Origin of the sequence: Streptomyces tirandamycinicus (assembly GCF_003097515.1) — a bacterium.
Taxonomy (GTDB): Bacteria; Actinomycetota; Actinomycetes; order Streptomycetales; family Streptomycetaceae; genus Streptomyces; species Streptomyces tirandamycinicus.
The window spans coordinates 6,091,409-6,111,902 of record NZ_CP029188.1; the positions used below are offsets into that span (position 1 = coordinate 6,091,409).

Sequence of the window (20,494 nt, forward strand, 5' to 3'; positions counted from 1 at the left end):
ACCGGCCTGACGGCGGGCTGATCACCCGGCGCGGCGAACACCGCCGGTGCTCCTGCGCCGCTCAGCCGATGCCCTGGCGGTCGGGCCGCAGCGCGAACGCGCGCTCGGCCGCCTCGGGCAGTGTCCGTTCCACGGCCTGCACCAGGAGCTCCCGGTGCCGTTCCAGTGGTGTGCGCCGTTCGTCCGGCACAAGGCGCAGCAGGTCGTCGATGCCGGCCAGCATGCGCCGGGACACCTGCGGACTCGCCGGAGCGGACCTGCGGATCTCGGTGAAACCGAGATCGACCAGGTCGGTCCATCCGGGAACGTCCTGCACCAGCCGCACCGCTCCCTTGCGGTCCCGGTGGTGCACCGCACCCAGGGGACGTGCGGCGACCGCGGCCAGGAACTCCACGATCCGGTCCAGGCACTGCACCGCGGTGGTCGGGTCGTTGACGGCGGGCGAGAGCGCACGCAGCGCGATGTCGGACAGTTGCCGCAGCCCGAACCCGAGGTCCTGGTGGAAGGTGCGCTCGATCCCGATCGACACGCTGTGCCGCAGCGCCGACCGTGCGGGCACGCGCGCCCCGTGCACCGCGAGCACGGGGGTGCCGGGCACCACGTGATCCCCGATCCGGGGGATGAGTCGCAGCACCACCCCGTTCCGCCGCGCGACGCGCACCAGCCGTGCGATGTGCACGTCCCGGAGGACTCCGGCGTCGCCCTGGTGGCTCATGCGCGCGGTCTCGGGGGCGAGTGGTTCCCCGTCGGGCCCCTGGACCGGAATCCTCGCCACACCCTCGAGCGACTCCTTGTTGATCCGCTCGACGACCGGCCCGATCTTCATCAGCTGCAGGGTCTGCGTGACGTACGCGATGAACAGCACCAGGCTGACCCCGACCATGACGACGGTCAGCGCGCTCTGCACGAGCGGTACGGTCACCACGTCACGCGGGTCCGCCTCACTGTCGTACGAGGTGAGGACCAGCAGCGACAGCAGGAACGTCGCCAGGAAGACCGAGAAGGTGAGCTTGCTGATCCTGCTCCGGATGAAGATCCGCACGATACGGGGTGTGAGGTTCCCCGCGGCCATCTGGACGGCGACCAGCGAGATGCTGAAGACGACACCGATGAAGGTCATCATCGCCGCGCTGACGGTGGTGATGATGGTGCGGGTGTCCTCGGCGACGCCCATGAGGTCGCGGATGCCCTGGACGTCCCCGTTCTGCCGCAGGGTCTCCACGATCGCGACGTCGACGCTGTCGGCGGCGAACCAGAGCAGGCAGACGAGCACCAGGGCCACGGTGGGCGCGAACCAGAAGGTGTCGCGCAGATGCTCCCGCAGCGGCGACAGCGCACGCGGCCTGCGATAACCAAGTTCACGGCTCACGCCGTGAGGCTAGCCGACCGGCGACCTTCCGCACTCGTACGGTCACGTTCCGTGTTCCGGGTCCGAGTGGGCCGCGCGAGCCGCCCGCGGGGAGCCCGCCCCACGGGGGACCGCACTGACCACGGGAAACGTGGTTCTGGGGACGTTCGATCCCCTGGTAGAGTTATCCATGTCGCCGCGGGGAACGCCCCGGGGTCGACACAACACCTGGTCCGGGTGGCGGAATGGCAGACGCGCTAGCTTGAGGTGCTAGTGCCCTTTATCGGGCGTGGGGGTTCAAGTCCCCCCTCGGACACTCGCTATATCGGTACGGATGCGAGGGCCTCGACCTTACGGTCGCGGTCCTCGTTTCGTTGCCCCGGTCGATGGTGGAAGCGTGCTTCGGGTCGGCGGCAAGGATGCGACGGACATCCGAGAGGCTGGTGGCGACGGAGTGGGTCGCGGGGCTCGGCGATGGCCTGCTGCCGCGTCGAGTCGGGTCGGCCCGTGACGCCATCTCACGGCAGCGCCGCGTTGCCCCGGCCCGGGGACATCGCCCCGGTCCGTACCGTGGGCGGGGACATCCCTGCACGGCCTGTCGCGTCGAGGGTTGCGTTCCTGCGTCCAAGTCTGGAGATGGAGAAGATCCCCCAAGGGGCGACCGGCTTCACCCAGAGCAACCCCCTCAGCAACGCCGGCGCGGCTCTGGGGTCATACAGTGCCATAAGGGAGGACGTGATCAACGACGAGCGCATGAGCGCCTACACCGCGGCGGACTGGAAGTCGAAGATGGCCTACCACGTCATCGGCGGCGCCGTGACTCCGCTGTACTTCACCACGGCCGGCGGCGCATCCATCGCGTTCGGGGACTCGATTCAGCGCGGCGTCGACACGTGGGCGTGGGTCATGGGAAACAACCTCAAGGCCGAAGCCGACACCACAGCCAACGCGGGCATCGCCGACCACTACCTGAACGCCACCAACCAGATGAACCTCGTGGTCGACGCATGGGCCGACGACCGGCGGGACATCGACGCGGACACCCGGGCCGGGCTCAAGGGCGAGATCCTCGACGGCCACGATCGAGGCGCCGGCGTCACCCAGAAGTATCTGACCGACACCACCAACTGACACCGGCCCGCCCGGAGGGAATCAGCCATGCCGAACGAGACGCCCCGACGACCGAGAACGGCCACGGTGGTGATCGTGCTCGGAGTATGCCTGGCATTGCTGGGCGGGATCGGGGCATGGCTGCTGCTCGGCCGGGACACGACGCCTCCGTGCAACGGCCTGACCGAGAACGACGGCGTGCGCAGCTCGGTCGGGCAGGACGTACGTCCCGGCATGGGCTGCCAGGCCCTCGGCGAAGCCATCGTGAAGGCATCCGCCGGAGACACCCGCGGGCGGCACAGCCTCGCGCAGGCCCAAGCGCTCAAGGACGTGCTGACGGCACTCGGAGCCCAGGGCCCGGGTCGACTCACCCTCGATCCAGCGCTGCGCCGCCCCCTCGCCACCGCCCTGGCCGACTACGCCCCGGATCTCCACGCGATGCTCGGCGGCATCGGCATCCAGGACTTCGCCACCAAGGCCGCCCCCGCAACGCCACCGTGGAAGTCCGGCGACGGCACGTACCACCTGACGGTCCTCACGGACACCCTCAGGGACGTTCTGCGCGCGATCGCACAGGACCCCCACTCCTACGCGCTGCTGCGGCTCGCGGAGACCCGGACCGCGGGGCAGAGCCTCGCCGCCGTCCCCGCCGACGCCGAGGGCTTCGGCCTCAGCGTGCCGCCGACCGAGAGCGCGCGCGCCCTAGGCGTACTTGACGGCATCGCCGACGCCGTCACCCGTGACCTGGACCCGAGCCAGGCACGGACATGGCGTGCGGCCGTTCTCGACGGGCTCACGGACGACCAGGTCACGGCGACGGACGGCCCGGCGCCGGCCTGGCTCCGGGACCTCCGGAGCACCCCGGAGGAAGAGCGCTACGAGAGCCTGCGGGCTCAAGGCGTCGAGATGACCCGCCTGTGGGCGCAGCAGCGGAAGGTGGACGAGCAGACGCAGCAGGGTCTGCTCGCCAAAGTGGAACGCAGTGCCCTCAGTGCTTACCGGGAGATCGAGCCCTGACCATGGTCTGCTGGACACGCCCCGCTGCTCTCGGGCCTTCACCGGGGTCGGCGGGGCGCCCCTGGGCTGTGTGATCAAGACAGGCGATCAGTCCGGGCAGGGGGCGGTGCACTCCGCCCACACGGTCTTGCCGGGCCCGCCCCCGGCGCGGGGCGACCACCCCCAGCGGTCGGCCAGTGCCTCGGTGAGGAGCAGCCCGCGTCCGCCCTCGCCGTCCGGTGCTGTGGCCGCGGGGAGGCGGGGTTGGCGTTCCGTGAGGGTGTCGCTGACCTCGATCCGCACGGTGCCGGTGGCGGGGTCCGCGGTGAGCAGGACGTGGAAATCCCGGCCGGGGACGTGCCCGTGCCGTACGGCGTTCGCGCACAGCTCCGCCGCGACGGCGGTGACGGTGTCGTGCGCGTCGCTGCCGTACGGGACGCCCCAGGCGTCGAGCCGGGTTCCGCACAGCCGCCGGGCGAGGCGGGCACCGCGCGGGGTCGAGCTGAAGCACATCGCGAACCGGTGGGCGGTGAGGGGTGGTTGTGTTTCGGTCACGCACTCACGGTGGCGCTTCGTGGCGTAGCGTGACCAGTGGTGACGCGCTGACGTCGATCTTTGGTACGGGGCGGGCGCGGGCGCTGTACGTGGCGGTACGTGGGGAGAGGCGGCAAGTCGGTGACCGTGGCGAGGGACGAGGAAGCGGGGCGGTCGCGGCAGCGGCCGGAGGACGAGCCGGGGGCGGGTGTGGTGACGGCGTTCGGACGGCAGTTGAAGCTGTTGCGGACGCGGGCGGGGCTGGAGCGAACCGAGTTCGGCAGGCGGCTCGGCTACTCGGCGGAGACGGTGGCGTCCATCGAGCAGGGGAGGCGGATTCCACAGGCCCGCTTCATCGAGAGGGCGGATGAGGTGCTGGGGGCCGGGGGGTTGCTGACGGCGTTGAAGGAAGAGGTGGGGAGGGCTCAGTACCCCGCCTACTTCCGGGACGCGGCTCGCTTGGAGGCAAGAGCTACGGCGCTGAACCTGTACGCGGTCTTCGCGGTGCCGGGCCTGTTGCAGACGGAGGACTACGCGCGGGCTGTCTTCCAGATGCAGCGCCCCTTGCTGCCCGACGAGATCATCGAGCAGCGCCTCGACGCTCGCCTGGCTCGACAGCAAGTGTTCAGTCGGAAGCCCGCGCCGTTGATGAGTTTCGTGATCGAAGAGGCAGTGCTGCGGCGACCGTTGGGCGGTCGGAAGGTGATGCGGGAATCGCTGGAACGGATCCTGCTGACAGCACAGTTGAGGCACGTCGAGGTGCAGGTCATGCCCATCGATCGGGAGGACAACGCTGCGTTGGGCGGCCCGTTCACGCTCATCGACACGGACAAGGGCCAGCGCGTCGCGTACGCGGAAGTGCAGGACGACAGTCGGTTGTACACCGACGCGACCAAGCTGCGTGAGTTGGAGGCCAGGTATGGCATCCTCCGGTCACAGGCCTTGACGCCGAGCGAGTCATCCGCCTTCATCGAGAGACTGTTGGGAGAGCCATGAGCGTTCGCATAGCGCACGCCGTGCCAGAAGCCACCTGGCGCAAGAGCAGCTACAGCACAGGTGGCGGCGGCGAGTGCGTAGAAGTGGCTGCCGTTCCGGGAGCCGTCCTGGTCCGGGACTCCACGCGGCCGGAAGGTGACCGAGTGGCCATCGGTGCGGAGGCATGGGCCGGGTTCGTGGAGATGGCCACCGGACGCTGAACCGGCGGACATACGACGGTCGGGGCCGGTGCGCGCATCCGCACCGGGCCCCGCTCGCGTCAGAAGTCGCCCAGCCCCTCCTCCCCGCGGATCGTCCGCCAGGCGGTCCTGAGCGCGCTGCGGTCGAGGCCGGACGTGAAGTCGCCCGCGCGCAACGCTGCCTGACGCCGCCCCGTCAGGGGCCGACCCGGCGGGCCTCGATCAGCACCAGGCGTTCCGGGTCCAGGGTCGGCGCCTGGACGCCGAGGACGTCCAGGGCCCGGCCCGAGAGTTCGACGCCGCCCGAGTCCCACCAGGTCAGCGGGCCGGTGACCGGTCCCTGCAGTACGTCTCCCGGGGCGAGCGGACCGACGGCGTAGTGGGCGTCCCCCGCCAGGCCGGGCAGGCGTACCCGGCCCGCCGGTGCCTGGACGCTCGTCGCGGTCTGAGCCAGGGCGTAGACGGCGTGGGAGCGGTCGGGCGCGACCACGCCGTGCACCAGCAGGGCCGGGTCCGGGTGGTCCGCGTGCACGACCGTCCCGGTGTGCAGCAGGGGCCGGAGCCGCTTGTGCGCGGCGATCCACTCGGCGAGCCGGCTCCGTTCCTCCGCGGTCGCCCGGGTGAGGTCCCACTCGATTCCCAGATGGCCGAAGAAGGCCGTGCCGGCGCGGAAGTCCAGGCCGTGGGTGCGCCCCGTGGTGTGGGTGACCGGGGGCCCCACATGCGCGCCCATCAGCTCCGGGGGCAGCAGCAGACCCGTCCAGCGCTGGATCCGCTGCCGTTCGAGCGCGTCGTTGCAGTCGCTCGTCCACACGCGGTCGGCCCGCTCCAGGATGCCAAGGTCGACCCGGGCGCCGCCCGAGGAGCAGGACTCGATCTCCAGCGCCGGGTGGCGGCGGCGCAGTTCGTCCATCAGGGCGTAGACGGCGTTGGTCTGGGCGTGCACCCCGGCCGACCCTCGGGAGCCCGCCCCGGCGTCGACGAGGTCGCGGTTGTGGTCCCACTTCAGGTAGTCGATCGCGTACTCGCCGACCAGGGAGTCCAGCCGGTCCAGGACATGGGCGTACGCGTCCGGGTCCGCCAGGTTCAGCACCTGCTGGTGCCGTGCCTCCGGGGGCATCCGGCCGGCCGCGGAGAGGATCCACTCGGGATGGGCCCGGGCCAGGTCGGAGTCGGGGTTGACCATCTCCGGCTCCACCCAGAGACCGAACTGCAAGCCCCGGGACCGGACATGACGTACCAGCGGGTGCAGCCCCTTCGGCCACACCGCCGGGTCGACCCACCAGTCGCCCAGTCCGGCCCGGTCGTCCCTGCGCCCGCGGAACCAGCCGTCGTCGAGGACGAACCGCTCGGCCCCCACCTCGGCCGCGGCGTCCGCGAGCGCGGTGAGCGTGGTCAGCTCATGACGGAAGTACACCGCCTCCCAGGTGTTGAGGGTGACCGGGCGGGGTCCGGCGGGATGGTGGGGCCGCTGCCGCAGATGGGTGTGGAAGCGGCCCGCCATCTCGTCCAGGCCGCGGCCGTACGAACCGAGGAGCCAGGGGGTGCGGTAGGTGGCGCCCGGCTCCAGGACCACCTCGCCGGGGAGCAGCAGTTCGCCGCCCCCGAGGAGTGACACCCCGGAGTTGGTCCGCTCGGCGAAGCTGCGGTGGTTGCCGCTCCACGCGATGTGCACACCCCACACCTCGCCGCCGCGGAAACCGAAGCCCTGTTCGCCCGCGACGTGGACGAGCGTGGCGTCCAGGCCCGTGCGGCCCCGGCGGTTCTCCCGCAGATGGGTTCCCAGCGTGAAGGCGTGCCGCTGCGGGGAGCGTTCACGCAGATGGCGCCCGGTCAGGTCGAGCAGTTCCGTGGCGTGGGCCGGTACCGGCAGCGTGAGCTGCAGTGCGTCGAGCGTGTAGGGGGTGTCCCCGTCGTTGGTGAGCGCCGCGCGCTGCCGGACGAGGCCCGAGGGGGTGAGCTCCAGCTCCAGCCGGAGGCCGAGTCCCGTCCGCGCGTCGTGGGCCTGCACGGTGAGCTGCCGCGGGGCGGGGGTGTCCAGCGCGCGGACGGTGAAGGAGGGGGAGAACCCGGCGCCCGCGCGATGGCCCGACAGGCCGGGTGTGCCCAGCCACCCGGCCGACTGCTCGGGCAGCACGGCGACGGGCACGGGTACGTCGGGGACGCTGGTGACCAGCTGGGCGAGGCCGGCCACGGCGAGTGCGGCCAGGTCGTCCCCGCCGGACGCGGCGCCGGGGTGTTCCCCCAGGTCCGCTCCCCAGTGGAGGATCCGCGGCAGGCGGGTCCCGGAGCAGTCGACGAGGACGCTTGTCCCGGCGGCACGGAAGTGCAGCAGCGCGGGCGGTCGGTCAGTGGTCACGTGCAAAGGCCTCTGGTGGTGGGTGGGGGAGGGGATTCGGGGCGGTCGGGAAGCCGGGTGCGGGAGGGGTGGCGCGGCCGGCGGGGAACCGGCCGTTCGCCGTGCTCACCGGTGTCGCGCCGGCGCGCTGGACGCGTTCCGCGATCCCCTCCCGCCGCCGCCCGCCACGCATGCGTCACCGCACCGGCGGACGGTCGCCCGCTTCCCGGACCACGACGACATCGCCGGCGCGCACCGTAACCGTCCCGCTGACCGGGGTGCCGCTCAGCAGGTCCACGCCGTCGGCCGGGACGGACACGTCGGCGTCCGTGTGGTTGATCAGGAACAGATAGCCCGCGTCCGGGCCGCGCCGGCACACCGCCTCGACCCCGGCCGGCACCTCGGCCGCCGCGCGCACTCCGGCCTCACGGCAGATGCGGGCCAGCAGCGCCCGCAGCGCACCGCCGTCCGGGCGGGTCGCGACGTACCAGGACACGCCGTCGCCGAAGCGGTGCCGGGTGATCGCCGGATGCCCCGCGACCGGGCCGCCGAGGGAGGGGTCCCGGTGGAAGGAGAGGAACGCCTCGGCTCCGCGAAGCTCGACGAGTTCCGTCCACAGCGCCGCCGCCGAGTCGTCGGAGAGCCGCACCGACTCGGCCTCGCGCAGCGGGAGGAACTCGTCGACCCGGACGCCGAGCAGCTCCCGGTACGCACCGGGATGGCCGCCGAGGCGTACCTGGTCGTTCTCGTCGACCACGCCGCTGAAGAAGCCGACGGCGGCGTGCCCGCCCGCGGCGACGAAGTCCGTCAGCGACGTCGCGTCGCCGTCCGACGTCAGCGGCAGGCTGGGTACGAGGACCAGCCGGTAGCCGCTCAGATCGCTGCCCGGGTGCACCAGGTCGCAGGTGACGCCGAGCGACCAGAGGGCCTGGTACCAGCCGCGGACCAGGTCCAGGTAGCGCAGGTCCACCGACGGCGTCGCGTCCATCTCCAGCGCCCACCAGGCGTTCCAGTCGAAGAGGACGGCCACGTCCGACGCCACCCGGCTGCCCCGTACCCCGGCCAGCGCCCCGAGGTCCCGGCCGAGAGCGGTGACCTCGCGCCATGTCCTGGTGTCGGTGCCGCCGTGCGGAAGCATCGCCGAATGCCACTTCTCGGCACCGGCCTTCGACTGCCGCCACTGGAAGTACAGGATGCCGTCCGCGCCCCGCGCGAGGTGCGCGAGGCTGTTGCGCCGCATCTGCCCCGGCGTCTTGGCGACGTTGCGCGGCTGCCAGTTCACCGCCGACGTGGAGTGCTCCATCAGCAGCCAGGGCGCGCCGCCGGCCATGCCGCGCGCGAGATCGGCGTCCAGGGACAGGCCGATGTGCGCCTCCGGGTCGGCGGCGGTGAGGTACTGGTCCACCGAGACCAGGTCGCACTCGCTCGCGAAGGAGAATCCGTCGACCTTCTTCTCCAGGGTCACCAGGAGGTTGGTGGTGAGCGGAACCTCCGGTGACAGCCGGCGGACGATCTCCGCCTCCCGCCGGTGCAGTGCCAGCAGCGCGTCGGAGGAGAAGCGCCAGAAGTCGAGCTGCTGGGTCGGGTTGGCGACGGCGGTGGTGGCCCGCGGCGGCATCACCTCGGCCCAGTCGCCGTACCGCTGGCTCCAGAAGGCGGTGCCCCAGGCGTCGTTGAGGCCCCGGAGATCGCCGTACCGCTCCTGGAGCCAGCCGCGGAAGGCCGCCGCGCTGGTGTCGCAGAAGCAGTGCGCGTTGTGGTTCCCCCACTCGTTGTGGAGGTGCCACAGGACCAGCGCGGGGTGGTCGCGGTAGCGGTCCACCACCCGTTCGACCAGTCGGCCGGCGGCCTCGGCGTAGTCGGGGCTGCTCGGGCAGAACGTCTGCCGCGACCCGTGCCACCGCCGGACGCCGTCGCGGTCGACGGGGAGTGACCGCGGGTGCTGCAGGGAGAACCACGGCGGGGGAGAGGCGGTGCCGGTGGCGAGGTCGACCGCGATCCCGTTGGCGTGCAGCAGGTCCATGACCTCGTCGAGCAGGCCGAACGTGTACTCCCCGGGGCGCGGTTCGAGGAGTGCCCAGGAGAAGACCCCGACGGTGACCAGGTTGACCCCGGCCTGCCGCATCAGGCGCATGTCCTCGTCCCACACCTCGCGCGGCCACTGCTCGGGGTTGTAGTCACCGCCGTAGGCGACGCCCCCGAGGCGTTCGGTCAGCCGGTGGAGTGCGTCGTTCACGACTTCACCGCTCCCGCCGCCAGACCGGCTTTCCAGTAGCGCTGGAGCACCAGGAAGGTGATCACGATCGGTACGACCGAGACGAGCGAGCCGGTGAGACTGAGGATCTGCAGCGACGGGTCCCGGCTGACCTGGGACTGCCAGGTGAACAGCCCCAGGGTGACGGGGTAGAGGCGGTCGTCCTGGAGCATCACCAGCGGCAGCAGGAAGTTGTTCCAGATCACCACGAACTGGAAGAGGAAGATCGTCACCATGGCCGGTGACATCAGCCTGAGCGACATGGTGAAGAAGGTCCGCAGTTCGCCGGAGCCGTCGATGCGCGCCGCCTCCAGCAGTTCGTCCGGTACCGACGCGGCGGCGAAGATGCGCGAGAGGTAGACCCCGAAGGGGCTCACGATGCTGGGCAGGAACACCGACCAGAACGTGTTGGTGGCCCCGAACTTCGCGAACAGCAGGAACAGCGGCAGGGCCAGGGCCGTGGCCGGGACGAGCACCCCGCCCAGGACGACCGAGAACAGCAGCTCCCGCCCGCGGAAGCGGTACTTGGCCAGGGCGTAGCCGGCCATGGCGGACAGCAGGGTACCGACGGCGGCCCCGGCCCCCGCGTACAGGAGGCTGTTGAGCAGCCAGGGCAGGTAGACCCCTTCCTGGCGGGCGAACAGCGCCCGGAGGTTGTCGGTCAGGTGGAAGTCGGAGAACCACAGCCCGAAGGAGTCCACCAGGTCGCCCTGGCTCTTGGTGGCCGACACGATCAGCCAGAACACGGGGAGCAGCATGTAGACGGCGATCACGACCAGGAATCCGGTGGCGACGGCCACCGACAGACGGCTCTCCCTGGGGCCGCGCGGCCGCGTCCCTGCGGCCGGCTGGGACGGGTGGGCACCGGTGGTGTCCGTGAGGAGGCTCATGACTCGGCCTTTCGACCCGTGAGCTTGAGGAATCCGAACGACAGGACGAACGTGGCGAGGGCCAGCGTCACCGACATGGCGGCCGCCTCGTGGTAGTTGTTCGACGAGGCCAGCGAGTACGCCGCCAGGTTCGGGGTGTAGGTGCTGGTCACACTGGTGGAGATGGAGCGCAGCACCTGGGGTTCGGTGAACAGCTGCAGGGTTCCGATGATCGAGAAGACCCCGGTGAGGATCAGGGCGGGACGCAGGATGGGGACCTTGATCCGCCAGGCGATCTTCGCCTCGCTCGCCCCGTCCATCCGCGCCGCCTCGTAGATGTCGGCCGGTACCGCCTGCAGCGCGGCGTAGATGATCAGCATGTTGTAGCCGGTGTACGTCCAGGTCACGATGTTGCCGATGGACCACAGGATCATCGACGAGCCGAGGAAGTCCGGTTGTGCCCCGGCCCGGTCGAGGAGTTCCACGATCGGCGAGAGCCGCGGGTCGTACAGGAACGCCCACATCAGCGCGGCGATCACGCCGGGAATGCCGTACGGCACGAAGTAGGCGATGCGGAAGAAGCGCTTGAGGCGCGCCACCGTCGAGTCCAGCAGCAGCGCGAGCACCAGCGCCAGGAGCAGCATCACGGGGATCTGGACGAGCCCGAACAGCAGCACGCGCCCCGCGCTGCCGAGGAACTCGGGGTCCCCGAGGACCTCCGCGTACTGCCCGAACCCGGCGAAAACGGTCGTCTTGCGGCCGAAGGTCCCGCCGGTCCGCTCGGTGCGCAGCAGGCTCTGGTAGAAGGCGTAGCCGACCGGCACCAGGGTGAACAGGACGAACGGGACGAAGAACGGCAGCAGGAACAGCAGCGGGGCCGGGTTGCGCCTCCGAGGGGGTGGTGGCGCGGGCCGGGGCGCGGTCGTCGCCTGCGGTGCCGCTGGTACGGCTGTCACCGCTGTCGCCGCTGTGTGGTCGGCGGTCATGTCCTGGCTTCTCCTGAGCGTGCGGGAACGAGCGTGGCAGCGGCCCGGCGGCCGCCGACCCCGCGTCGGCTACTTGGCGACCTCGAGCGACTGCTTCCCCAGGGAGTCCACGGTCTTGGCGTCCGCCGCCTGGAGCGCGTCCCTCAGCGTGCCCTTGCCTCCGAGCGCTCCCGCGATGCCGTCACCCATGAAGCGGTAGGTGTCGGTCATGGTCGGGCCGAAGGTCCAGTCCGTGTTCACGTTCCGGGACGCCTCCGCGAAGGTGTCGAAGACCTTCTGCCCGCCGTAGAAGTCCACGGGCTGCTGCAGCGCCTCCAGCCGGAGGCCGGCGGTGGCGGCCGGGTAGAGGCCGCCCTCCCGGTTGAGGATCTCCAGCGCCTTCGGGTCCGTGTTCAGCCACAGCGCGAACTTGGCCGCCTCGTAGGGGTGCTCGCTGCCCTTGAGGACGGCGGTCGTCGAGCCGCCCCAGTTGCCCGCCTTCCTGTCGCCGGCGGACCACTGCGGCATGGGTGCGACGGCCCACTTGCCGGAGGTCGACTTGGCGTTGTCGCGGATGGTGGAGTAGCCCCAGGCGGCGCTCACCCAGGTCGCGACCTCACCGTTGTTCCACGCCTTGTAGAGCGCCGGGGAGAAGCCCTGCAGGTTGGTGGCGACCAGCTTCTCGTCGATCATCTTCTGCCAGTAGTCCGCCACCTCTCCGCCGGCCGGGCTGCCGACGTCGACCTTCCAGGTGTCGCCGTCCTGTCCGAACATGTTCGCCCCCTTCTGCCAGAGGAGGCCGCTGAACCAGTTCGGGTCGGTCTGCGAGAAGTGCGTGATGTACGCCTTCGGGTCGGCCTTCTTGAGCTGCTTGGCCGCCTCGTAGTACTGCTCCCAGGTCTGGGGGACGGCGATGTCGTGCTTCTCGAACAGGTCCTTGCGGTAGAAGAGCGCCATCGGCCCGGTGTCCTGCGGCACCGCCCAGACGCCGTCCTCGCCGCCCGCGCCGAAGGTCACCTGCGACCAGGTCCAGTCGGCGAAGTCGGCCTTGGCGCCCTCGACCCCCGCGCAGGCCGCGATGTCGGTGAGGCCGTCCTGGAGACGGAAGCTCGCCAGGGAGTCGTACTCGATCTGACCGAGGTCGGGTGCGTTGCCGGCCTTGAGGGCGTTCGACATGTTCTGGTACGTCCCGGCGTTGCCCGCGGGGGTGGACTTGACGTTCACCTTGATGTCCGGGTTCTGGCGGTTCCACTCCGCCACCGCCTTGTCCACACCGGGTATCCAGGACCAGTAGGACAGTTCGACCTTGCCCTTGCTCTTCTCGCACGCGGCCGCGTCGCCCGAGGCGCTGCCGCCGGTGTCCGGGCTGCCACAGGCGGCTGCGGCGAGGACGGGGAGCACGGTGAGAGCGGCCAGGGCTCGGCGCAGCATGGGGCGTCGTGTCGGCAGTGACATGGCGTCTCCTCGGGTGGATGCCGCACTGTCGTCCCAGTGAGCGGCGGGGTGCGCACACATTGACCGCTAACCGAGCGTTAAGTCAACATGTTCCATCGGAAAATCTCGAAATCCAACATGGATCGATATGTGCGGGCGGGGTGCCGACAGGATCTCAGGCTGCGGAACGCGATCTTCAGGGCCCCGGGACGGCGCGGCCGGCCGCTGCCGGCCGCTGCCGACGGGGGCCTTCTGGCGTTCGCGTGCGTGGCGTGCGTGGCGTGCGTGGCGTGCGTGGCGTGTGCGTGCGCGTGGTGCGCGTCCGCCGAGCGCGCAGCCGGATACGTGTCGCGGTGGTGCTCGCCACGGCGGAGGCTCCGTACACCGCGCGAGCCCGCCGGGAGCGCCCGGCGGAGGAGCCCGCCAGGAGGGCACGGCAGGGCGGCCCGACGGGGGAGCCGGCCGGCGGCGCGCGGTGTGCCGCCGTCTCGGGGTCCGCGCACCACCCGGCGCGGTTCAGGCGAGTCGGCGCGCCCCGGGGGAAGGCGCCGCCGTGAAGACCCGCGGAGTCGCGAAGCCCGCCGCCGCGAAGGCTTCCACCACCGCCTTCGTCACCGTGTCCGCGTCCGCCGCCTCGATCAGGACGATCGCCGAGCCGCCGAAGCCGCCGCCGGTCATCCGGGCGCCCAGGGCGCCCGCCCGTACCGCCGTGTCGACGACCAGGTCCAGCTCGGGGCAGGAGACGCGGAAGTCGTCTCGGAGCGAGGCGTGCCCTTCGACGAGGACGGGGCCGATGGCGCGGGTGGTGCCCGACTCCAGCAGGGCGGCCACCGTCTCCACGCGGTGGTTCTCCGTCACCACATGGCGGACCAGGCGGCGGACCTCCTCCTCGCCGCCGAGGCGGGCGAGCAGAGCGTCCAGGTCGCCGTACGGGATGTCGCGGAGGGTGTCGACGCCCAGCAGCGCGGCGCCCCTTTCGCATCCGGCGCGGCGGTTGCCGTACTCGCCGTCACTGTGGGCGTGCTTGACCTGTGTGTCGACGACGAGCAGACGCATGCCCTCGGCGGCCAGGTCGAAGGGGAGCTGCCGCCGGGTGAGGTCCCGGGTGTCGAGGAGCATGGCGTGGCCCTCCGCGCAGCATGCGGCGGCCGTCTGGTCCATGATCCCGGTGGGTGCGCCGACGTAGACGTTCTCCGCTCGCCTGCACAGCCGGGCCAGCCGCAGGCCCCCCAGGCCGAGTGCGAACAGGTCGTTCAGCGCCAGCGCGACCACGACCTCCAGGGCCGCCGAGGACGACAGGCCCGCACCCGCGGGGACCGTGGAGCTCAGATGGACGTCCGCGCCGGTGATCTCGTGGCCCGCCTCGCGCAGCGCCCACACGACACCCGCCGGGTACGCGGTCCAGCCGTGGTCGGACCCCGGGGCCAGCTCCGGCACGGCCAGCTCCACGGGCCCGCCCTCGACGTCGCCGGAGTGCAGGCGCAGTACCCCGTCGGTGCGGCGGGAGACCGCGGCGACCGCGGTGTGCGGCAGCGCGAAGGGCATGACGAAGCCGTCGTTGTAGTCGGTGTGCTCGCCGATCAGGTTGACCCGGCCGGGCGCCGCCCACACTCCCTCCGGCCCGGTCCCGTACAGCCGGCGGAAGTCCTCCGAGACCCGTTCCGCGACAGCCTCGCTCATCTCCTGCTCCCCTGGTCTCCGTCTGCCCGGCCCGAACGGGGCCGGTACCACTCGTGGCCCGCCCCGATCCGGTGCGTCGCCACGACACCGCCGGTGAGCAGGTACGTGCCGCTCATGAACCCGCCACCTCCCGCAGCCGCCCGGCCGCGTGCTCCGGGGGAACGTCGTTGACGAACACGCCCATACCGGACTCGGAACCCGCGAGGAACTTCAGCTTCCCGGAAGTCCGGCGGACGGTGAAGAGCTCGAGGTGCAGCGCGAAGTCCTCCCGCACCACTCCGTCGAACTCCTCCAGCATGCCGAACGGGGCCTGGTGCCAGGCCGCGATGTACGGCGTCGGCGGCTCACCCGGGGAGCCGGAGGCGGTCGGGGAGCCGGAGGAGCCCGGGGCGGTCGGGGCGGTCGAGGAGCCTCGGGAACTCGGTGCGCTCGGTGCGCTCGGGGAACTCGGTGTGCTCGGGGAGTCGCCGTGTCCGTCGAAGATCCGGTCGAAGCGCCTCAGGAGTTCCAGGTACACCCGGGGGAACTCCGCGCGCGCCTCCTCGTCGAGCCCCAGCAGGTCGGGGACCCGGCGCCGCGGGTAGAGGTGCACCTCGTACGGCCAGTGCGCCGCGTACGGCACGAAGGCCGCCCAGTGCTCCGCCTCCAGGACCAGCCGCTCGCCGGCCAGTTCGCGGGCCAGGAGGTCGTCGAAGAGGTTCCCCCCGCCGGTCGCCTCCTTGTGCGCCGCGAGGGAACGCAGCATCAGCGCGGTGCGGGGGGTGGTGAACGGATAGGCGTAGATCTGCCCGTGCGGGTGCCCGAGCGTCACACCGATCTCGGCACCGCGGTTCTCGAAGCAGAACACCTGCTCGACGGACGGGAGGAGGGACAGCTCGGCGGTGCGGTCGGTCCACGCCTCCAGTACGAGGCGCGCGTGCTCCTCGGTGAGGTCCTTGAACGAAGCGCTGTGGTCCGGGGTGAAGCAGACGACCTCGCAGCGGCCGGAGTCCCCGGCGAGCGAGGGGAAGCGGTTCTCGAACACGACCACGTCGTACGAGGAGTCCGGGATCTCGCTGAGCCGGCCGCCTTCGGACGGGCACAGGGGGCACTCGTCCGCCGGGGGATGGTAGGTGCGGCCCTGGCGGTGCGAGGCGACGGCGACCGAGTCGCCGAGCAGCGGGTCGCGGCGCACCTCCGACGTGGTGACCGTCCGCTCCAGCGGGCGCCTGTCCTCCGCGTCGCGCACCGCCTCGTCGCGGAGGTCGTAGTAGATCAGCTCACGACCGTCGGCCAGCCGGGTCGAGGTCTTCTTCACGCCGGACTCCCCATCCCTGCCCATCCCTGCAACTCAAGCGTCGAGCCGTCGAAGTGGTCAGCGACCATTCACCCGGACTCTTCAAACAAAACCAAACACATCAAAGCACAGGTGCGCGCAACAGTCACCATCACAACCAAACAAAGAGCACCAGGGTGCCCGCCGCCGCGCCACTCGTCCCGATTCCGTTGCGGCGAAGCCCCGTCCGGCCGAGCCGGGCCCGCCGAAGGCCCGTCCGCCTTCGCCGGGCCCGGCGAAGGCCTACGAGGACCGCCACCAGGCGGTGGAGGCGTCCCGCAGCGTGTTCGTACCGCAGTGCACCTCGCCCGCGCCGAGGTGGTACGTGTACCAGTCGTCGATGTACGAGACCTTCATGCCGGCCTGCGCGTACGCGGCGGTCACCGACTCCGTGAACACGTCCCTGCCGTTGATCACCGGGCCCCACTGCCGGGGGGCCAGGTAGCGGTCGCGCCCCAGCAGGACGCCGTTGACCGCGCCCGGGACGTACGCACTGGTCATGACCGGTTCCGGGCCCGCGGCGCGCCGCCCGTCGCGGTGCAGCCTCAGTTCCTTCTGCTGCCCGTACTCGCGCACCGAGTCGGGTACCGGAATCTCCCCGGCGCCCATCCGCTTCAGCCGTGGCATCATCGTGTCGCCGCGCTCACCCTCCTCCGAACCGCGCGTATAGAGGGCCGGCACCCGTACGACCTCGGCGTCGGTCACCCCGGTCTCGCGCTTGAGGATCTCCAGGTTCGCCCTGATCCGCTGCGCGGCCATTTGGTTGTCCTGCACCAGGTAGCGGGAGGCGAGCGCCTGGTCGATGGTCTCCCTGGGGGCGGGCACGTCCTTGCTGCCCGGCACCGAGAACATCCTCGTGCCGCCGTGCCCTGCCTCCCGGGCCTCGCGCAGCAGGCGCAGCCCGGCCTCCGGGTCGGCGACACCGATCCGCCAGCCGCGCGGGGTGTCCGCGGGCAGGAACTGCACGAACTCGTCCACATGCCCCACGTGCAGCCACGAGGTGTCCAGGAGCAGCGGGTCCTGCAGGCCCTGGGACTTCAGGAGCGTGCGCATCGCCCGCGCGGGCTTGGATCCGATGTCCTTGCGCTCGCCCTGGATGATCCGGCCGGCCGGATAGGAGCGGCCCCCATGGGTGTACGGGGGGATGGTCTCCAGGTTCCCCATGGAGTTGAGGGTCCACTCCTCCGAGTCCCGGACGCCGGAGACCTGGACCACGCCCACGCCGCTGCCGCGCAGCTTCTCGAACAGTTCGCGGCCCGCCTCGCGGTCGGGCTGGGCGCTGCGCAGCATCACCCGCATGACGTGACGGCGTCCGCCGGGGCCCGTCATGCTCACATAGGCGGGCTCGACGAAGTCCTGTGCCCAGATGTCCTGGTACCTGTCGAAGGTGATCAGCGGGGTGCCGATCCCCGCGGCTCTGGCCTCGGTTCCGAGCCCCTTGACGAACGCCTGCTGGCGGCGGGCCCAGTCGTCGTTGCCGGGCACCTTGGTGACCATGACCTGCTGCGCGTTCTGCAGGTGGTGGTGGGTGAGGAGCGGGGCGACCCGCAGGGTGATCTCGTCGGAGGTGCTCCTGCCGCCCGCCGTCACGGTCAGGCGTATGACGGCACGCCCGTCCCAGACCCTGGTGTCGCGTATGACGTCGTTGCCCTCGACCCCGAACTCGACGCCCGCGCGCAGTTCGGCGGCGGTGAGGCGGGTGGCGGGGGTGACCATGGCCCAGCCCCCGGGGCGCTTGACGAAGACGCGTGTCCTGCGCCCGCCGTCGACCCGCACGGTCCCGGTCGCTCCGGCGGGCACGGCGGCCATGGGGAGGGACCGTACGCGCGCGAGGTCGGCGAGGTCGGCGGAGCCGTTGACGATGTTGTCGGAGCCGTCGTTGCAGGCGGCGAGCTTGGCGTCGGAGAGCGGTTTGCCGGTCGGGGTCTTGACCGGGCACCGCCTGGTGTCGTCGTCGATGTTGGGGAGGAACACCGCGCCCCGGGCGGGGGTCCAGGTGTCCTCCCCGGCGTTGTCGGAGGTGCCGCTGACGTCGACCTTCCCGTCCCGGTTGACGTCGGCCCGCAGATCGACGACGGGCGGCCCGGCGGCGAAGGCCGGCGCGGCGGGGGCCATGACCGCACCGATGACCGTGAGGGCGAGTGCGGTGGTGCGTGTGCTTCCTGAGTGCTGGGGGTGGCGTCGCGTACCCAAGACGCATTCCTTCTCTGTGAGTTGGGAGTGGACTCTCGCCAGGGAGGAGGGCGGGGGAGCGCGGTGCGTTGCCTGGGGGCGGGCGGGAGCATCCGGGTGGCGGGAGGTCGCGACCGGAGGAGGAGGCGGCGTCAGACTCGGGGATGACCGGGGTGTGCGGGCCAAGGCGCGGGCGGGCGTCCGGTGCCGTCCCCGCGGGGGAACGCGCGGCCGGGCGCCTGGTGCCGGTCTCCGCGCCGTACAGCGCCCGATCGTCGGACCGCCGGGCGCCCGCCGGTCCGTGCGCCCGATCGTCGGACCGCTGGGCAGCCGCTGGTCCGCGCGCACGATCGTTCATGGGCCCGATCGCCTGGTCGTCCGGCGCCATCCGGGACAGATTTTTTAGGTCGCATGACCTATAGTGGCTCGCATGATCACTCAGTCGATGGACGAACTGCGCCTGGACCCGTCCGGCCCCGTACTGGTCACCGGTGGGTACGGCACCGTGGGAGCCGAGATCTCCCGGATGGTCGCCGTGGACGCCCCGGTCCTGCTCACCGGGCGCTCCCCCGAGCGGGGCCGGGCACTGGCGGACGCCGTCGAGGGCGAGGTGCGCGCCTGGGACCTGGCGGACCCGGCCGCCTTCCGGGCGGACGTACGGGCCGTCATCAGCTCCGTCAACGACCCCGACGACCGAGTGCTGCGCGCCGCGGTGTCCGCGGGCGTCCCCTACGTCGACATCACCCGGTGGACCAGCAGGCTGCAGCGGGCCGCCGCCCTCGCCGCCCTGCTGCGCCCTGACTCACCCGTGCTGTTCTCCTCGGCCTGGATGGGCGGCGTCAGCAGCCTGGTGGCGGCGGCGCTGGCGGCGGACCTGGGCGGCGCCGAGCGGGTCGAGATCGCCGTGCGCTGGGACACGGCCGACCGCGCCGGCGCGGACTCCGTCGAGTTCATGGACCGGCTGGGCGTGGACTTCGAGGTGGTCGACGACGGCGCGCGGCGGCTCGCCTCGCCGCTGACCGAAGCGCGGACCGTGGGCATCGGCGGTACCCCGGTACGGGTCGCGCGCATCGACACCCCGGAGCAGTTCACCCTCCCCCTGACCCTCGGCACCACCACGGCGGCCACCCGCATCGGGTTCAGCTCGCCGGGCACCACCCGGGCACTTCTGGCGCTGCGGGGCACCGGGTTCTTCCGCTGGGCCGCCGGGGAACGCTGGACCCCGCTGCGGCGTGCCCTCCTCCACTCACCCGGCGGGGGCGGCACGGCCCGGCTGCGCGTCGACGTCTCCCACGCGGGGCGCGTCCGCACCGCGACCGTCACCGACCCGCGCGGACAGCACCATCTGACCGCGGTCGGGGCGGTACTGGGCCTGCGCCGCGTCCTCGGTACCGACGGCTCACCCGCCCCCCGGGGCCCGGTCTTCCCCGAGCAGCACCCCGCTCCCGCCCGAGCGGTCGAGGCGCTCGCCGCCTTCGGCGTCGACCTCGACCTCGTCCTCGACCGGGAGGCCGACCGGGACGCCGGCGGGGGCACCGGCGGGGGCACCGACCGGACTCAGGGCGGGGCCGCCGCGTGACCGCCGGCCCCACGCCCAAGGGCAGGCAGCGGCGCACGGCACTGCTGGACGCCGCCGAGCGCATCCTCACCTCGTCCGGTGGCTCCGAACTCACGCTGCGCGCGGTCGCCGACGCGGCCGGCGTGCGGCTGGGCCACCTCCAGTACTACTTCCCGTCCCGCTCCGCGCTGCTGGCCGCGCTCCTCGACCGCGTCCTCACCTCCTCACTCGACCGGGTCGCCCGCCTCACCGGCCGCCCGGACGGCGACAGCGCCGGCGCCCTGCTCGACGGCGTCCTCTCCGACCACGACGACCCGGATCTCGTCCGGCTGTTCACGGAGGTCTGGGCGATGGCCGCACACGACCCGGAGGCCGCCGCGGCCGTCCGCGCGTTCTACGACCGGTACGCCGCCCATGTGGCCGGCTTCCTCCGCGGCCATGAGCCCGGTACGTCCGCGGCCGCTGCCCGGCAACGGGCCGAGGTCTTCGTGATGCTCATGGAGGGAGCCGCACTGTTCCGCTCCGGCGTCGCCGGACGGCGCAGCGCGGAGACGGACGCCCACCTGCGCCGCGTCCTCCTGGGCCTCCTGGAGGGAGGAGGGGACGGGGACTGAGACACGGCCCACCTGGCAGGCCCCCACCCGGCCGGTGCCGCCCCGATCGGCGCCCGCCCCCGGACGGACGGACGCTGGGGACGGGGACGGACGCGACGGACCCGGACGGACGCTGGGGTGCCGACGGCGTGC

16 protein-coding genes and 1 tRNA gene are annotated in these 20,494 nt (G+C 71.9%); 7 read left to right on the forward strand and 10 right to left on the reverse strand.

Annotated features, from left to right (window positions below; translation table 11 throughout):
* Positions 1–61 precede the first annotated feature (61 nt).
* Positions 62–1,369, reverse strand: coding sequence for a DUF2254 domain-containing protein (locus DDW44_RS26585; RefSeq protein ID WP_108908019.1), 1,308 nt, complete (start codon positions 1,367–1,369; stop codon positions 62–64).
* Positions 1,370–1,579: 210 nt separating this feature from the next.
* On the opposite strand from DDW44_RS26585, the gene DDW44_RS26590 reads away from it, so the two are divergent.
* From DDW44_RS26590 to DDW44_RS26600, 3 genes are all read left to right on the forward strand, one after another.
* Positions 1,580–1,664, forward strand: a tRNA-Leu gene (locus DDW44_RS26590).
* Between the two features lie 419 nt (positions 1,665–2,083).
* Positions 2,084–2,479 (forward strand): hypothetical protein, encoded by a 396-nt coding sequence (locus DDW44_RS26595; protein WP_134407125.1) that lies wholly within the window; start codon positions 2,084–2,086, stop codon positions 2,477–2,479.
* A 75-nt stretch (positions 2,480–2,554) separates the two neighbouring features.
* Complete coding sequence (locus DDW44_RS26600) at positions 2,555–3,475, forward strand: hypothetical protein (protein WP_146207060.1); 921 nt, start codon at positions 2,555–2,557, stop codon at positions 3,473–3,475.
* A gap of 87 nt (positions 3,476–3,562) precedes the next feature.
* Here the strand turns inward: DDW44_RS26600 and DDW44_RS26605 are convergent, their stop codons facing one another.
* Positions 3,563–3,967 (reverse strand): ATP-binding protein, encoded by a 405-nt coding sequence (locus DDW44_RS26605; RefSeq protein WP_208648062.1) that lies wholly within the window; start codon positions 3,965–3,967, stop codon positions 3,563–3,565.
* A 168-nt stretch (positions 3,968–4,135) separates the two neighbouring features.
* Between DDW44_RS26605 and DDW44_RS26610 the strand changes: the two genes are divergently transcribed.
* Together DDW44_RS26610 and DDW44_RS26615 are read left to right on the forward strand one after the other, a co-directional pair.
* Positions 4,136–4,984: a helix-turn-helix domain-containing protein gene (locus DDW44_RS26610; RefSeq protein WP_425275704.1), complete on the forward strand. Its 849-nt coding sequence runs from the start codon at positions 4,136–4,138 to the stop codon at positions 4,982–4,984.
* On the forward strand, positions 4,981–5,184 hold the full coding sequence (locus DDW44_RS26615) for a DUF397 domain-containing protein (RefSeq protein WP_108908024.1): 204 nt from the start codon (positions 4,981–4,983) through the stop codon (positions 5,182–5,184). Before DDW44_RS26610 ends, DDW44_RS26615 begins: the two co-directional genes overlap by 4 nt.
* Before the next feature lie 175 nt (positions 5,185–5,359).
* On the opposite strand, the gene DDW44_RS26620 is transcribed toward DDW44_RS26615, so the two are convergent.
* The 8 genes from DDW44_RS26620 to DDW44_RS26660 form a co-directional block, all read right to left on the reverse strand.
* Positions 5,360–7,522 (reverse strand): alpha-galactosidase, encoded by a 2,163-nt coding sequence (locus tag DDW44_RS26620; RefSeq protein ID WP_108908957.1) that lies wholly within the window; start codon positions 7,520–7,522, stop codon positions 5,360–5,362.
* Positions 7,523–7,697: 175 nt separating this feature from the next.
* Entirely contained in the window at positions 7,698–9,737 is a 2,040-nt protein-coding gene (locus DDW44_RS26625) for a beta-galactosidase (RefSeq protein WP_108908025.1), read from the reverse strand.
* The gene (locus DDW44_RS26630; protein ID WP_108908026.1) at positions 9,734–10,645 is read right to left on the reverse strand and encodes a carbohydrate ABC transporter permease; all 912 of its coding nucleotides are present in this window, start codon (positions 10,643–10,645) and stop codon (positions 9,734–9,736) included. Before DDW44_RS26630 ends, DDW44_RS26625 begins: the two co-directional genes overlap by 4 nt.
* Positions 10,642–11,610, reverse strand: a complete 969-nt coding sequence (locus DDW44_RS26635; RefSeq protein ID WP_018888891.1) for a carbohydrate ABC transporter permease — start codon at positions 11,608–11,610, stop codon at positions 10,642–10,644. The genes DDW44_RS26630 and DDW44_RS26635 overlap by 4 nt, the downstream gene beginning before the upstream one ends.
* A 69-nt stretch (positions 11,611–11,679) precedes the next feature.
* Positions 11,680–13,044: an ABC transporter substrate-binding protein gene (locus DDW44_RS26640; RefSeq protein ID WP_244224116.1), complete on the reverse strand. Its 1,365-nt coding sequence runs from the start codon at positions 13,042–13,044 to the stop codon at positions 11,680–11,682.
* A gap of 495 nt (positions 13,045–13,539) precedes the next feature.
* A complete protein-coding gene (galK, locus tag DDW44_RS26650) occupies positions 13,540–14,703 on the reverse strand; it encodes a galactokinase (protein ID WP_108908029.1) in 1,164 nt (387 codons plus the stop codon).
* A gap of 112 nt (positions 14,704–14,815) precedes the next feature.
* On the reverse strand, positions 14,816–16,024 hold the full coding sequence (gene galT / locus DDW44_RS26655; protein WP_425275665.1) for a galactose-1-phosphate uridylyltransferase: 1,209 nt from the start codon (positions 16,022–16,024) through the stop codon (positions 14,816–14,818).
* A gap of 237 nt (positions 16,025–16,261) precedes the next feature.
* On the reverse strand, positions 16,262–18,211 hold the full coding sequence (locus DDW44_RS26660; protein WP_108908031.1) for a protein-arginine deiminase domain-containing protein: 1,950 nt from the start codon (positions 18,209–18,211) through the stop codon (positions 16,262–16,264).
* A gap of 424 nt (positions 18,212–18,635) precedes the next feature.
* Between DDW44_RS26660 and DDW44_RS26665 the strand changes: the two genes are divergently transcribed.
* Both DDW44_RS26665 and DDW44_RS26670 read left to right on the forward strand, forming a co-directional pair.
* Positions 18,636–19,769: a saccharopine dehydrogenase gene (locus DDW44_RS26665; protein ID WP_108908958.1), complete on the forward strand. Its 1,134-nt coding sequence runs from the start codon at positions 18,636–18,638 to the stop codon at positions 19,767–19,769.
* Entirely contained in the window at positions 19,766–20,362 is a 597-nt protein-coding gene (locus tag DDW44_RS26670; RefSeq protein WP_108908032.1) for a TetR/AcrR family transcriptional regulator, read from the forward strand. Before DDW44_RS26665 ends, DDW44_RS26670 begins: the two co-directional genes overlap by 4 nt.
* Positions 20,363–20,494: the final 132 nt, after the last annotated feature.

Bases quoted from the DNA above. Each gene is read 5' to 3' on its own strand.
- DDW44_RS26605 (WP_208648062.1), bottom strand. From the start codon at position 3,967: ATGTGCTTCAGCTCGACCCCGCGCGGTGCCCGCCTCGCCCGGCGGCTG.
- DDW44_RS26615 (WP_108908024.1), top strand. From the start codon at position 4,981: ATGAGCGTTCGCATAGCGCACGCCGTGCCAGAAGCCACCTGGCGCAAG.
- DDW44_RS26630 (WP_108908026.1), bottom strand. From the start codon at position 10,645: ATGAGCCTCCTCACGGACACCACCGGTGCCCACCCGTCCCAGCCGGCC.
- DDW44_RS26635 (WP_018888891.1), bottom strand. From the start codon at position 11,610: ATGACCGCCGACCACACAGCGGCGACAGCGGTGACAGCCGTACCAGCG.
- DDW44_RS26640 (WP_244224116.1), bottom strand. From the start codon at position 13,044: ATGTCACTGCCGACACGACGCCCCATGCTGCGCCGAGCCCTGGCCGCT.
- galK (WP_108908029.1), bottom strand. From the start codon at position 14,703: ATGAGCGAGGCTGTCGCGGAACGGGTCTCGGAGGACTTCCGCCGGCTG.
- galT (WP_425275665.1), bottom strand. From the start codon at position 16,024: ATGGGCAGGGATGGGGAGTCCGGCGTGAAGAAGACCTCGACCCGGCTG.
- DDW44_RS26665 (WP_108908958.1), top strand. From the start codon at position 18,636: ATGGACGAACTGCGCCTGGACCCGTCCGGCCCCGTACTGGTCACCGGT.